Raw genomic sequence first — 14,815 nt, forward strand, 5'->3', positions numbered from 1 at the left:
TTTTCATTGAGTATTAGAACATACAAAGGAGGTCGTCATGGACAATATCATCGATGTGTCAATTCCTGTTGCAGAAGTGGTGGATAAGCATCCAGAGGTCTTAGAGATTCTAGTGGAGTTGGGTTTTAAACCCCTTGCTAATCCCTTGATGCGCAACACAGTCGGGCGCAAAGTATCGCTTAAGCAGGGGTCTAAGCTTGAAGGAACTCCTATGGACAAGATTGTCCGCACGCTGGAAGCAAACGGCTACGAAGTGATTGGGTTAGACTAATGGCAGATGAACGGATTCATATCCTACGGGATATTTTGTTAGAATTGCACAATGGTGCCTCTCCTGAGTCGGTTCAGGAGCGTTTTGATGCGACCTTTGCGGGTGTCTCAGCCATCGAGATTTCCCTCATGGAGCACGAGCTGATGAACTCGGACTCGGGCGTCACTTTTGAAGATGTCATGGAACTCTGTGATGTCCATGCCAATCTTTTTAAAAATGCTATCAAAGGTGTCAAAGTAGAGGATACCGAGCACCCAGGTCACCCAGTTCGGATTTTCAAAGAAGAAAATCTGGCTCTCCGTGCAGCTTTGATTCGTATTCGTAGATTGTTAGATACCTATGAGTCTATGGAAGATGAAGAAATGCTTGCGGAGATGCGTAAGGGTTTGGTGCGTCAGATGGGACTTGTAGGTCAATTTGATATTCATTACCAGCGTAAGGAAGAGCTCTTCTTCCCCATCATGGAGCGCTATGGTCACGATTCACCTCCTAAGGTCATGTGGGGAGTGGATGATCAGATCAGGGAACTCTTTCAAACAGCTTTAGCGACAGCCAAGTCACTACCAGAAGTGTCGATTAGCAGTGTAAAGGAAACTTTTGAAGCCTTTGCGACAGAGTTTGAAAGTATGATTTTCAAGGAAGAGTCCATCCTTCTCATGATTCTCCTTGAGTCCTTTACTCAGGATGACTGGCTTCAGATTGCGGAGGAGAGCGATGCCTATGGTTATGCCATCATCCGTCCGTCTGAGAAATGGGTGCCAGAACGCCAGAGCTTTGTTGAGGAAAAGAGTGCAGGGGAGCCTATACAGCTAGATACGGCAGAGGGTCAAGTTCAGCAAGTTATCGATACGCCAGAAGGCCAGTTTACCATTACCTTTACCCCTAAGGAAAAGGAAGCAGTGCTGGACCGCCATAGTCAACAGGCCTTTGGAAATGGCTACCTATCGGTCGAGCAGGCCAATCTCATCCTCAATCACCTCCCTATGGAAATTACCTTTGTCAATAAAGATGATATTTTCCAGTATTACAATGACAATACGCCAGCTGATGAGATGATTTTCAAACGGATCCCGTCCCAAGTCGGGCGTAATGTTGAACTTTGTCATCCGCCTAAGTACTTGGACAAGGTCAAAACTATCATGAAGGGACTTCGTGAGGGGACCAAGGATAAGTATGAAATGTGGTTCAAGTCTGAGTCGCGAGGTAAGTTTGTCCACATCACCTACGCAGCAGTACACGATGAAAACGGAGAATTTCAAGGTGTGCTGGAATACGTTCAGGATATCCAGCCCTACCGTGAGATTGACACGGACTATTTCCGTGGATTAGAATAAGGAGAAAAAATGAGTTACGAACAAGAATTTATGAAGGAATTTGAAGCTTGGGTCAATACCCAAATCATGATCAACGACATGGCGCATAAGGAAAGTCAAAAGGTCTACGAAGAAGACCAAGACGAACGTGCCAAAGATGCCATGATTCGCTACGAAAGTCGTTTGGATGCTTATCAGTTCTTGCTTGGTAAGTTTGAAAATTTCAAAGCAGGAAAGGGATTCCATGATTTGCCAGAAGGCTTGTTTGGTGAGCGAAATTATTAAACGAGATAGGTTCTTGATTTTTCACTAAAATCTTGATAGAATATTTATATTAAATCCTTGTCAGAGCAGGGATTTTTTATTGAAAGGATTTTATCATGTCAAAGAAACTCAATCGTAAAAAACAATTACGAAATAGTCTCCGTCGTGCAGGTGCCTTTTCAAGTACTGTGACTAAGGTTGTAGATGAGACAAAAAAAGTCGTGAAGCGTGCAGAACAGTCAGCAAGCGCAGCTGGTAAGGCTGTTTCTAAAAAAGTTGAACAAGCAGTAGAAGCTACCAAAGAGCAAGCTCAAAAAGTAGTTAATTCTGTAGAAGATTTTGCAGCAAACTTGGGTGGACTTCCCCTTGATCGTGCCAAGACTTTCTATGATGAAGGAATTAAGTCTGCTTCAGATTTCAAAAACTGGACTGAAAAAGAACTCCTTGCCTTGAAAGGAATCGGCCCAGCTACCATCAAGAAATTGAAAGAAAATGGCATCAAGTTCAAGTAATTTTTCTTGTGCCTTGCATTTCCGTCAAAATCTTGCTACAATAGAGCCATTAGAGGTGTTTTGAATCCCGCATTTTACAGAAAGTGGCGGCGCTGAGAAGTCCACAAATGTGTCAAAACTGGTTGCTAATGGATGAAAAATTGAAATAAAAGTGTCTTTTTGTTTTAAAGACGAGAGTTGCGGGCAACTGCCCGAAATTGGGTGGTACCGCGGATAAACACATTCGTCCCTGTCATGTAGATGGCAGGGATTTTCTTTTGCGTCTTAGTCAAAGGAGCTTGTTATGAAGCAATCTTTTAAAACAAGTAAACTCTATTATGGTTTTCCTATCTTCATTTTGGGGTATCAGGATCAGAATTTTGGACACAATATTACGACCTGTAGCTCCTCTTATAGCTTGGGAGATTGGCTAGCCATTGGTGTCGGAGCTGAGGAAAATGCGGCTGAGCAAATCAAGCGTTACCAGAAGTTTACTGTGAATATTCCTGATGAAAATCTCATGCTCGAGATGGAGCAGGCTGGTTTTATCAGTCATCGAGAGAAATTGAAACACCTGGGGCTAGACTACGAGATTTCTGAACGGACTCAGGCACCGATTTTAGAGGCTTGTCCAGTCGTGTTAGAATGTCAGGTAGATAGGATTGATGAGGAAGAGGGAATTTGTCATATTTTCGCTAAGATTGTTGAGCGATTTGTTGACCCAGAACTTTTGGATGAAAAGGGACATTTTAGAAATGACCGTTTTGCACCTACTTACTTTATGGGGATGGCCACCAGCGCGTTTATCGCTATTTAGATGACCGAGTAGACCCTATGGGGAGCTTCATTAAGAAAGCGAGGATGAAGGATGTCAAGAGCTGAATTACCAGAACGATTAGAAACCGAACGACTCGTCCTACGAGTTCGTACAGTGGCAGATGCTGAGGATATCCATACCTACGCTAGTTTGCCAGAGGTCGCCTATCCAGCAGGTTTTCCTCCAGTCAAGACCTTGGAAGATGAGATTTATTATCTGGAGCACATTCTTCCGGAGCGTAATCAAAAGGAAAATCTCCCAGCAGGCTACGGGATTGTCGTCAAAGGAACGGATAAGATCGTTGGCTCTGTCGATTTCAACCATCGCCATGAAGATGATGTGCTGGAAATCGGCTATACCTTACACCCAGACTATTGGGGGCGAGGTTATGTGCCAGAAGCAGCGCTTGCCTTGATTGACTTAGCCTTTAAAGATTTGGGTCTTCACAAGATTGAACTAACTTGCTTTGGATATAACCTTCAAAGTAAACGAGTCGCGGAAAAGCTTGGCTTTACCCTCGAAGCTCGCATAAGAGACCGAAAGGATGTTCAAGGAAACCGCTGTGACAGTCTGATATATGGCTTGCTGAAGAGCGAGTGGGAGGTGATTTGATGCATCTTTTCATCATTGGTGCTCCAGCATCAGGAAAAATGACCATTGGTCAAGAGTTATCTCGACTGACAGATGCTACCCTCTTTTATAACCATCAAGCCATCGATTTTGCATTAGAAATCTATCAGGACTTTACAGAGGAAATGTGGGAATTTGTTCGTGGAATCACCTTTTCTTTCCTTGGAGCAAGTGCAAGAAATCAGCGATCAGTAATTTTAACTGACGTAATTGATTTTTCAAATCAGTACCAGCTGATGTATTTAAAGCAAATTCAGGATTTGTTGAATGACTATCATCAAGAGATTCTGTTTGTGGAGTTGGAAACAAGTCTTGAGGAGCGCTTACATCGAAATCGAACGGAGAATCGATTAAAGCACAAACCCTTAAAACGACATATTGAGGTATCTGAAAGAGAAATTTTAGAAACCACTGAAACACTTCAATTAAATTCCCAATATCAACCGAATGAGTTGCACCACTACTTTAAAATAAATAATACGAATTTGTCTGCAGAAGAAGCTGCTAAGCAAATTCAAAATAAAATGAATACAATAGAGAAAGGACACACACATATCTAAACAACTTCATGAAGACGTTCTCAAGACTCAAGAAGTTCAAAAGTCTCAATCTTTTTCGTTCGTGATTCCTACCACCAAATGTAACTGGAAAACTCTACCTTAATCGCGCTTGGAGTACACCCTTCAAAGTAAACGAATCACAAAGAAACTGGGATTTCCCATTTAAGCCTGTATCCGAGGTCGTAAGAATATCCAATACAGCAGAGGTAGAGTTTGATTTATTGAAGAATGAGTTAGAGGAGAAAATAGATGGCTAAAAAGAAAAATAGAAAAAAGAATTAAACCGCCAGCAAAAGTTGGATATCAAAGTCGTTTCTGAAGAAGAGGTTGTCTGGACAGAACTACTGGCTAAAAAACCAACTTTTGTAGAACGTCGGACCATTCAAAATTTCGATGAACTACATACAACAGTGATGCAATATGCTGATGAACATGGAGAGTATCCAGATGTTCAGCTAATCAATTACCAACTGAAAAATAGGATTTTTGATTAGAATCAGGATCATGCTTTATTTAGAGAAGCTATGCATACTCCAAATACACAGAAGCGAAATGAACTGTTAAAACAAGTTTTAAAGATCAATCCAGATTATTTTGCTGCTGATTTTCACCCATTCTTATCAGAGGTTGAAGATTTTGATTTACCAACCTTTAGATTAGATTTAGGAGGCAAAGATTGAAATTAATGTATTATTTTAATACTGACAATAGATTGAAGAATCTTTTTGCTCAAACTTGGAAAATACTTATGTATGCGCTAACGTATTTTCCAATAATATCTCTAATTGTATTCTGTCTTACCGATTTTAAATTAGTTATAATTTTACAATTTGCCTTGATACTAATATATGTGTTTAACTATAAAAATCGATTTAATAAGTTTAGAGTTTTTCTTACTAAAAGTACTAAATCTTTAGCTTTTATGAACGCATGGGATGGAATATTTTGCGGAATCTTGACTTACATTCTTTATAACCTAAATCTAGTTGAATCAACTTTAATCAACTTATCTCAATATTTTTTTATTAATTATGGCATAAGTAAAAATCACATAAATAACTGGATTATCATTGTAATGCTTTTAATATTACCATTTGTATTATCTGTTATAAAAACTGTAGGATCAATCAAGATATTTCAAAAAGTTAATAAAATAGATATGGTAAAGGGAAAGACACTGTGGAATGTATATGCCACGATGCTTATTATTTCGTTTTTATGGTATTATATCTATATTTATTACTTTATTTCTAAAGCTATTGATTTTCATTCCGATTTAATAACTGACATTTTTATATTTAATTCATTTATTGCGCTTTATTTAATATTCTGGTGGAGAATTCATAATCTAATTAGACATGGTGCAAAAGATACCAAAGAAGTAATAGCATCATGGCTAACTGGAACAATCTGTATATTGTTGTTAGCAATATTTAATCAAGTTGAAAATGAATTAATAAATGCTTTAACCTGGTTTTTGCCAATATTAATTCCTAGTCTAATTGGAGAAATAAATTCTCAATTTGATACAAAAAAATATAAGAAAAAACCAATAAGAACTGAGAAAATGGATAGACACCTCTATCGAACTCAACTATATAGTTTTCTTACTCTATTAATGTTGAGTATTATTCCAAAGTTAACCGAAATTATTTGGGGTTTAAAGATTAAGATGAAATTGGTCGAATTTATAACTCCCGCAGCTGATTGGATGTCTGAATTATTTGCCTCAACTATAATTATTTTCGTTTGTTTCATATTATCATTAGTTATTGGGAAGGCTATAATTTGGTTATTACAGTATTTCTATTTAAACACCCATAATGGATATTACGTGTATCGTGACAACATGCACAGTGTATTAATAAATCGTAGATATAAAAGAAATATTCATAAAAGGAGAAAAAATAATGTCTAATCAACTTTCACCTAAATACACTCCATCCTATGTTTAGGCTGGTCGTTACAAAAATGCCTTGATACGGATGTTTTCAAGCCGGCAGGAGATCAAAAGGCTAAGCCTTATTCAATCGTGATTCCCACCACCAAATGTAACTGGAAAAAACTCTACCTTAGTCACGCTTGGGGATAACTTTCAAAGTAAACGAATCACAAAGAAACTGAGATTTCCCATTCAAGCCTGTAGCTGAGTCCCAAAGGATATCTAAGCCAGTTGAGTCGGGTCTATTGAAGAATGAGTTAGAGGAGAAAATAGATGGCTAAAAAGAAAAATAGAAAAAAAGAATTAAAACGCCAGCAAAAGTTGGATATCAAAATTATTTCTGAAGAAGAGGCTGCTTGGACAGAAATAATGGCTAAAAAACCAACTTTTGTAGAACGTCGACAAATTCAAAATTTCGATGAACTACATACAGCAGTGATGCAATATGCTGATGAACATGGAGAGTATCCAGATGTCCAGCTAATCAATTACCAACTAAAAAATAGGACTTTTGATTGGAATCAGGATCACGCTTTATTTAGAGAAGCTATGCATACTCCAAATACACAAAAGCGAAATAAACTGTTAAAGCAAGTTTTAAAGATCAATCCAGATTATTTTGCGGCTGATTTTCACTTATTCTTATCAGAAGTTAAAGATTTTGATTTACCAACCTTTAAAAAAGTACTGGATTTTGAAGTTCTAGTTTTAGAAAAATGGAAAATGAACGGATACAATAGTTGGAATTATTTTGAAGCTCGCCCTATCCTGTCTGCTCTGATGTTTCTGATTGAATATTATATGACAGAAAAATTTTACTTTAAGGCTTTGGACTTGGTTAACTTATACTTAAGTAAGCGACCAGAACGTTTTCCTCCTAATTTTGTCTTCTGTATGCTTTCCTTGTATCATATTACTGGTCAGGAATTAAAGGTTGAACGTTTCTATTGTGAAGAATTAAATAAAGGAAAGCGGGATGATACCATCCTTATTCATGCCATCATCTCTGCTTTTTCTCAAGGAAAAATTGAGGAAGCCAGTCAGCTATTTGCAAAATTAGTGGAAATCAATGATGAAGCTGTTGAATTCTTCATAGAGAAAGACTGGCAATTCAATATTTTAGACATTGAAGAACAAGAATGCTATTGTCCAAATTCAGTTGAATCGCTACAAGCTAGTTTGTATCCTCTGCTTGACTATTTACAAGAAAATATTATCTTAACAGAATTTTTAACAAAAGAAGCCAAGAAATTCCGTCGTAAACCAGTATTTTCGAATCATTCCAGTGTGTTAAGAAATCTATCCCAGGTTACAGACTGGTACTCCTTTATGAGCGAGGAAAAAATGAAGGGAATCCGGATGGATCTTGTTCGCATCTTTGTTGAAAATGGGATTCGTACATCTTCAGATTTCAAAAAATGGACTGAAAAAGAAGTTCTCGCTTTGAAGGGAATTGGTCCTGTAACCGTTAAAAAGCTGAAAGAAAACGGCATAAAGTTTAAGAAAGAGAAGTAATTGTTTATGGAAGGGGGGAGGTGAAATTGTCTTGAATGAAATTTCTAATTTCATCCTGTATACTACACCAAATGGCGACGTTCAGCTAGATATCCTTTTACAAGATGAAAATCTTTGGTTGACTCAAAAAGGTCTTGCAGAGCTCTTTGGAGTTGAACGAAGTGTCATTACAAAGCACTTAAAAAACATTTATGATAGTGGTGAGTTGGATAAGGTGTCAACTTGTGCAAAATTTGCACAGGTTCAACAAGAGGGAAATAGAACTGTCCGACGTGAACTTGAATATTACAATCTGGATGCTATCATTTCAGTTGGCTATCGCGTAAATTCCAGCAAGGCTACTCAATTTAGAATTTGGGCAACCAAGACCTTGAAAGAATTTATCATCAAAGGTTTTGTTTTGAATGATGAACGCTTGAAACAAGGACAGACAGTTTTCGGACAAGATTATTTCCGTGAACTTTTAGAACGAATTCGCTCTATTCGTTCTAGCGAGCGCCGAATCTATCAACAAATTACGGATATCTTTGCCGAATGTGCCATAGATTATGATCGAAACTCGGATATTACTAAAAACTTCTATGCTATGGTGCAAAATAAATTTCATTATGCAATTACTGGAAGTACGGCTGCAGAAATTATCTATCAGCAAGCTGATGCTAGTAAAGAAAAAATGGGATTAACTACTTGGAAACATGCACCTGATGGACGAGTGCTCAAATCAGATGTAACGGTAGCCAAAAATTATTTGCAAGAAAAAGAAATTCGACAACTAGAGCGAACTGTTACAGCCTATTTTGATTATATCGAGGGTTTAGTTGAGCGCCGTAATACGTTTACAATGCGAGGATTGGCAGATAGTATTGATCGCTTTCTATCCTTTAATGAATATGAAATCTTAGAAGGAAAAGGAAGCATTTCCAAGAAACAAGCAGACTCAAAAGCCATCCAAGAGTATGAAAAATTTAACCGAACTCAAAAAATTATATCGGACTTTGATAAACATATTCTGAAGATAATGAGAGAAAGTTAATGTAAAATTTTTATACAGTTTCTTTTTTACTAATAGAAGATACTGAAAAAATCAGATGTGCTGAATCAAGGCATATCTTCTACATACTAATTTTATTTAAAGATATTAACTAGAAAGGACACACACATGTCTAAAGAACTTTCACCTAAATACAATCCAGCCGAGGTTGAGGCTGGTCGTTACCAAAAATGGCTTGACGCTGATGTTTTCAAGCCTTCAGGAGATCAAAAGGCTAAGCCTTATTCAATCGTCATTCCGCCACCAAACGTAACTGGGAAACTTCACCTTGGTCACGCTTGGGATACGACTTTGCAAGATATCATCATCCGTCAAAAACGCATGCAAGGCTTTGATACCCTTTGGCTTCCAGGTATGGATCACGCTGGGATTGCCACTCAGGCTAAGGTTGAGGAGCGCTTGCGTGGAGAAGGCATTACACGTTATGACCTAGGTCGTAAAAAATTCCTCGACAAGGTCTGGAAATGGAAAGACGAATATGCCACTACTATCAAGGAACAATGGGGTAAGATGGGGCTCTCTGTAGACTACTCTCGTGAGCGTTTCACTCTTGACGAAGGTTTGTCAAAAGCTGTTCGTAAGGTCTTTGTGGACCTTTACAAGAAAGGGTGGATCTATCGTGGTGAATTCATCATCAACTGGGACCCAGCTGCACGCACAGCCCTTTCTGATATTGAAGTTATCCACAAGGATATCGAAGGTGCCTTCTACCACATGAACTACATGCTGGAAGACGGATCTCGCGCCCTTGAAGTTGCGACCACTCGTCCTGAGACCATGTTTGGGGACGTTGCGGTTGCGGTCAATCCAGAAGACCCACGCTACAAGGACTTGATCGGTAAAAACGTCGTCCTTCCAATCGCTAATAAATTGATCCCAATCGTTGGTGATGAGCACGCAGATCCTGAGTTTGGTACTGGTGTCGTGAAAATTACACCTGCCCACGATCCAAACGACTTCTTGGTTGGTCAACGTCACAACTTGCCACAAGTCAATGTTATGAACGACGACGGTACTATGAATGACTTAGCCTTCGAATTTGCAGGCATGGACCGTTTTGAAGCTCGTAAGGCAGTCGTTGCTAAGTTGGAAGAAATCGGTGCCCTCGTTAAAATTGAAAAACGTGTCCACAGTGTTGGTCACTCAGAGCGTACTGGTGTTGTGGTTGAACCACGCTTGTCTACTCAATGGTTCGTCAAGATGGACCATTTGGCTAAGAACGCCATTGCCAACCAAGACACAGAGGACAAGGTTGAATTCTACCCACCTCGTTTCAACGATACCTTCCTCCAATGGATGGAAAATGTCCACGACTGGGTAATCTCTCGTCAGCTCTGGTGGGGTCACCAAATCCCTGCTTGGTACAATGCTGAGGGTGAAATGTACGTTGGCGAAGAAGCTCCAGAAGGTGACGGATGGACTCAGGACGAAGACGTCTTGGATACTTGGTTCAGTTCTGCCCTTTGGCCATTCTCAACTATGGGCTGGCCTGATGTCAACTCAGCAGACTTCAAACGTTACTTCCCAACTTCAACCTTGGTAACAGGTTACGACATCATCTTCTTCTGGGTGTCTCGTATGATCTTCCAGTCATTGGAATTCACAGGCCGTCAACCATTCCAAAACGTGCTTATCCACGGTCTCATTCGTGACGAGCAAGGACGCAAGATGTCTAAGTCTCTCGGTAACGGGATTGACCCAATGGATGTCATCGAGAAATACGGTGCCGATGCCCTTCGTTGGTTCCTTTCAAACGGTTCTGCACCAGGTCAAGACGTCCGCTTCTCTTACGAGAAAATGGATGCCTCATGGAACTTCATTAACAAGATCTGGAACATCTCTCGCTACATCCTCATGAACAATGAAGGCTTGACCCTTGAGCAAGCAACTGCCAATGTGGAAAAAGTTGCCAACAAGGAAGCTGGAAATGTCACAGATCGCTGGATTCTCCACAACCTCAATGAAACCATCGGAAAAGCAACTGCCAACTTTGACAAGTTTGAGTTTGGTGTGGCTGGACACATCCTCTACAACTTCATCTGGGATGAGTTTGCGGACTGGTATGTTGAGTTGACCAAGGAAGTCCTTTATAGTGACAACGAAGAAGAGAAAGTCATCACGCGTTCTGTTCTCCTTTATACTTTGGATAAGATTCTTCGTCTCCTTCACCCGATCATGCCATTCGTGACAGAGGAAATCTTTGGACAAATCTCAGAAGGCTCTATCGTGACAGCTGCATACCCAACTGTTAATCTAGCCTTTGAAGACCTTGCGGCTCACACTGGTGTGGAAAGTCTCAAAGACTTGATCCGTGCCGTTCGTAATGCGCGTGCGGAAGTAAACGTAGCACCAAGTAAGCCAATCACAATCCTTGTTAAGACTAGCGATAGTGACTTGGAAGCCTTCTTTAACAGCAATGTCAACTACATCAAACGTTTCACAAATCCAGAACACTTGGAAATTGCATCAAACATCCCTGCACCTGAACTCGCAATGTCAAGCGTCATCACAGGAGCAGAAATCTACTTGCCACTGGCAGACCTCCTCAATGTCGAAGAAGAACTGGCTCGTCTCGACAAGGAACTGGCTAAATGGCAAAAAGAACTAGATATGGTGGGCAAGAAACTCTCTAACGAACGCTTCGTCGCCAATGCTAAACCAGAAGTCGTCCAAAAAGAACGCGACAAACAAGCCGACTACCAAGCCAAATACGACGCGACAGTTGCACGTATTGATGATATGAAGAAGTTGGTGAAGTAGTGTGAAGTGAGATATACTTGGAAGATGATTTACACCTCACACCTGCTTTTTTATGTAGTTTGTGTTAAACTGATAGTACTGCCTCCATGGTGAAAGGAGAATATATATGAAACTAACAATAGAAAATATAGGTAATGTAAAGAATGCAGAAATTGAAATAAATGGAATTTCAGTTATTGCAGGTCAAAATGGCACTGGAAAAAGTACAATAAGTCGTTCTTTATTTTCAATATTTAGTGCCAATTATGATGTTATAAAAAAAATTTCTAACGATCGAACTAAAGCAATTAATGATTTTTTAGAAGACTATCTCTCTGATATCGAAATGAATCGTAAAAATAATTCTGAAATAGGGATTGCTAGAAGAATCGTTCCGAGTTTCCTTTATACAGAATTGACAAAAATCATTTCAAAAAATTTATTGATATTTCTTGATAAAAATTATAGTGAACATAATAATGAATCCCTTAAGAAGAGTATCATTGAATCAATTAATGAATTCAATAAACGAAATTCAAAATACTTTGTATTAAATATTAAGGATTTGGACCTAAATGTTTTATCTGAAAATATAAAAGAAATTCTATCTCAGTCAGACCAATCTATCTTTAACCAAATTTTAACTGCTCATTTAACTGATGAATTTCATAATCAAATAAATAATATATACGACCCATTGACAGGACTAATTTCTTTAAGAATAAAAGATGAACAAATAAATGTTGAAGTTAACAAAAATAGAGCTACTGCAGATAAATTGATAAATTTTAAAACAGATGTAGTATACATAGATGATGCTGCTGCAATAGTTGAAAATTTATTTTCAACTAAATTTTTAAATAAATTTTCAACTAAATTTTTAAATGAATTTTTAAATAAAATTGATTTAAAATTGGATCATAATGCTCATTTAATGGAGCAGCTTAGAGATGAAAGAAACAACACTTACACATTACGAGCTAAGATAACTGACAGATTAAATTTGGTGTTTAATGAAATAAATCATATATTGAAGACTGATATTGTTAATAGTTCAGAAGATGAGGAAGATGAAAAAAAACTTAATATAATCAATTATTCTTCAGGTATGAAAACGTTCTATTTAATTAAATCTCTTTTAGAAAATGGTGTGATTAGAGAAAATGGGACACTCATTTTAGATGAACCAGAAGTCCATTTACATCCAGAATGGCAATTGAAATTTGCTGAAATTATAGTATTACTTCAGAAAGAATTTGGATTACATATCTTAATCAATTCCCATAGTCCTTATTTAGTTGAAGCGATTGATATATTTAGCAAAAAAAATGATACAAATGATTCTGTTAAGTATTATCTTGCTAATAGTTCTATTGAAGATGTTACTGACTCGATTGATAAGATTTATGAGCAAATGTATGTTCCTTTAAATCGCCTTGAGGAGCTAGCGGAGGATTTTGATGGTGAGTAAAATAATTTTCTCTATATTACATGATTTTAATATTAGATTTTCTGAATGTCGTAGCGATATTAAAACCTGCTCATATGATTCTGATTCTAACTATAATTTGGTAAACTCTAAATATACTTGTTATAATTTTGATAAGATTTCAGAAATTATTTTTAAAAAACATAGCTTTGATAAATGGCAATCTGTAGATACAATTCTGCCTCTTCTTCCTGTAGATGCTGATAGTAAATTATATTTAATAGAGTTTAAGAATTCAAAAAATATTCCATATGCTAACGTTAGAGCTAAAATATTATCGAGTTTGTTCCTACTAGAAAATTTTTATGGATTGCAAAAAACTGATTATAAAAAAATAGTGACAGTTACTGTAGTTAAATCACAAAAAGGTAAAAGACATTTAAATGAAATTAGACAACATCAGGCAAAAATAAGTGGTAAGTCACCTTATAAAGTTGAAAATTTTAGGGCTTTAGAAGATTTTTATGGAATTGAATCTTTTAAATATCCCCCTGAAAAATTTATAGAATTTATAGAGAATAATAATTTAGTCAGTTAAAATTAAAATACTAAAATTTTATAGCTTTGATTAAAAACCAGCTCACTACACAACAACCCCTCTAAGTTCGAACCGCTCTGAGAAGTACAACATTGCAGTTTCTTCTCAGGTGTTGGGGGATTTGAACAAACCAACGAGTTCAGAGTGGTGTATCCTATGAGTTTGATAAGTATGCAAGCTAGAATTATTCATTTAATCAAACCATTCATCCAAAAGGCATTACAAATGAGTGCATGGGATGTTGAGTATAACTCTTTTATTACTTCTTCATAGAACTTATTATGAATGTTTTTTATAGTTCACCCCAATTTCACCATTTACCGATGACACAGAAAAACAATTGAAAGGATATTTCTATGCAACCAACTTACAACATTGACAACCCAAACTTGTCTTATGAAGCTAAGCGTGACTTATGGCGGATAGGTTTTGGTCTGCAGAAAGTTGACAATCTAGTGCCATCAGCGTATATGGAATCTTTGGCTGAGAAACAGTCCCGGGGTGAACTGACTTACGAGCAGGTTTATGAGGATGCAACGGCTTATCACCATACTATTGATGCAAGTACGGAAGAGGCAGACTTGGTTTCTCTACGTATTGTAGAACTATTGTCTCGAAGAGGCTTTAGCTTTAGTCCTGCGACCTTACTTGCTATTCATAAGGAGTTGTTTCAAGATATATTTGAACCCTCTATTCCGGTGGGGCAATTTCGTCAGACCAATATCACAAAGAATGAACCTGTTTTGAATGGTGAAAGTGTTGTGTACTCTGATTACTCCATGATTCAAATGACCTTGGATTATGATTTTAATCAGGAAAAACAAGTTGCATATGCGACACTAACTCAGGCGGATGTGGTTAAACAAATCCAGCATTTTATTTCAGGAATCTGGCAGATTCATCCATTTCGCGAAGGAAACACTCGGACAGTAACGGTCTTTTTGATTCAGTATCTTCGTGAGTTTGGTTTTGATATTGATAATACACCATTTCAGCAACATGCCAAGTATTTTCGTGATGCCTTGGTATTAGATAATGCAAAGATTTTACAGCGACGTCCTGAGTTTTTAACAGCTTTTTTTGAAAATCTCTTGCTCGGTGGTCAAAATGATTTGTCTTCAGAAAAAATGTATCTAGATTTAGACCTCGATTTTTCATAATCCTAATACTGAGTAAACATTGAATTTTAGGAAAA

15 protein-coding genes and 1 pseudogene are annotated in these 14,815 nt (G+C 37.7%); all 16 read left to right on the forward strand.

Annotation, left to right across the window (positions count from 1 at the left end):
• Positions 1-37 precede the first annotated feature (37 nt).
• The 16 genes and pseudogenes from HT719_RS00430 to HT719_RS00505 all read left to right on the forward strand — a co-directional run bounded on the left by HT719_RS00430 (position 38) and on the right by HT719_RS00505 (position 14,780).
• A complete protein-coding gene (locus HT719_RS00430; RefSeq protein WP_000368739.1) occupies positions 38-271 on the forward strand; it encodes a DUF1858 domain-containing protein in 234 nt (77 codons plus the stop codon).
• Complete coding sequence (locus HT719_RS00435) at positions 271-1,605, forward strand: DUF438 domain-containing protein (protein WP_172927877.1); 1,335 nt, start codon at positions 271-273, stop codon at positions 1,603-1,605. The genes HT719_RS00430 and HT719_RS00435 overlap by 1 nt, the downstream gene beginning before the upstream one ends.
• Before the next feature lie 9 nt (positions 1,606-1,614).
• Positions 1,615-1,869, forward strand: a complete 255-nt coding sequence (locus HT719_RS00440; protein ID WP_000119707.1) for a DUF1912 family protein — start codon at positions 1,615-1,617, stop codon at positions 1,867-1,869.
• Between the two features lie 95 nt (positions 1,870-1,964).
• Entirely contained in the window at positions 1,965-2,360 is a 396-nt protein-coding gene (locus HT719_RS00445; protein ID WP_000038630.1) for a helix-hairpin-helix domain-containing protein, read from the forward strand.
• A 283-nt stretch (positions 2,361-2,643) separates the two neighbouring features.
• Positions 2,644-3,221: pseudogene (locus HT719_RS00450) on the forward strand (flavin reductase family protein).
• Entirely contained in the window at positions 3,208-3,768 is a 561-nt protein-coding gene (locus HT719_RS00455) for a GNAT family protein (protein ID WP_023933266.1), read from the forward strand. Before HT719_RS00450 ends, HT719_RS00455 begins: the two are co-directional and overlap by 14 nt.
• Positions 3,768-4,346 carry an AAA family ATPase gene (locus tag HT719_RS00460; protein WP_172927879.1) on the forward strand — a complete coding sequence of 193 codons (579 nt, stop codon included), beginning with the start codon at positions 3,768-3,770 and terminating at the stop codon, positions 4,344-4,346. The genes HT719_RS00455 and HT719_RS00460 overlap by 1 nt, the downstream gene beginning before the upstream one ends.
• Before the next feature lie 296 nt (positions 4,347-4,642).
• Positions 4,643-4,840 (forward strand): hypothetical protein, encoded by a 198-nt coding sequence (locus HT719_RS00465; RefSeq protein ID WP_007284866.1) that lies wholly within the window; start codon positions 4,643-4,645, stop codon positions 4,838-4,840.
• A gap of 30 nt (positions 4,841-4,870) precedes the next feature.
• A complete protein-coding gene (locus HT719_RS00470; RefSeq protein WP_004237269.1) occupies positions 4,871-5,026 on the forward strand; it encodes a hypothetical protein in 156 nt (51 codons plus the stop codon).
• A gap of 5 nt (positions 5,027-5,031) precedes the next feature.
• The gene (locus tag HT719_RS00475; protein ID WP_172927899.1) at positions 5,032-6,264 is read left to right on the forward strand and encodes a beta-carotene 15,15'-monooxygenase; all 1,233 of its coding nucleotides are present in this window, start codon (positions 5,032-5,034) and stop codon (positions 6,262-6,264) included.
• A 297-nt stretch (positions 6,265-6,561) separates the two neighbouring features.
• Positions 6,562-7,803: a hypothetical protein gene (locus tag HT719_RS00480; RefSeq protein WP_001085116.1), complete on the forward strand. Its 1,242-nt coding sequence runs from the start codon at positions 6,562-6,564 to the stop codon at positions 7,801-7,803.
• A gap of 31 nt (positions 7,804-7,834) precedes the next feature.
• Positions 7,835-8,836, forward strand: coding sequence for a virulence RhuM family protein (locus HT719_RS00485; RefSeq protein ID WP_001002884.1), 1,002 nt, complete (start codon positions 7,835-7,837; stop codon positions 8,834-8,836).
• 126 nt (positions 8,837-8,962) lie between these two features.
• The gene (locus HT719_RS00490) at positions 8,963-11,614 is read left to right on the forward strand and encodes a valine--tRNA ligase (protein WP_172927881.1); all 2,652 of its coding nucleotides are present in this window, start codon (positions 8,963-8,965) and stop codon (positions 11,612-11,614) included.
• Between the two features lie 106 nt (positions 11,615-11,720).
• Positions 11,721-13,064, forward strand: coding sequence for an AAA family ATPase (locus HT719_RS00495; RefSeq protein ID WP_000778677.1), 1,344 nt, complete (start codon positions 11,721-11,723; stop codon positions 13,062-13,064).
• On the forward strand, positions 13,054-13,620 hold the full coding sequence (locus HT719_RS00500; RefSeq protein WP_000253751.1) for a hypothetical protein: 567 nt from the start codon (positions 13,054-13,056) through the stop codon (positions 13,618-13,620). Before HT719_RS00495 ends, HT719_RS00500 begins: the two co-directional genes overlap by 11 nt.
• 356 nt (positions 13,621-13,976) lie before the next feature.
• Positions 13,977-14,780, forward strand: a complete 804-nt coding sequence (locus tag HT719_RS00505) for a Fic/DOC family protein (protein ID WP_023936623.1) — start codon at positions 13,977-13,979, stop codon at positions 14,778-14,780.
• The last annotated feature ends 35 nt before the right edge of the window (positions 14,781-14,815 follow it).

Source organism: Streptococcus sp. k-378 (assembly GCF_013277505.1).
GTDB classification, from domain to species: Bacteria; Bacillota; Bacilli; order Lactobacillales; family Streptococcaceae; genus Streptococcus; species Streptococcus pseudopneumoniae.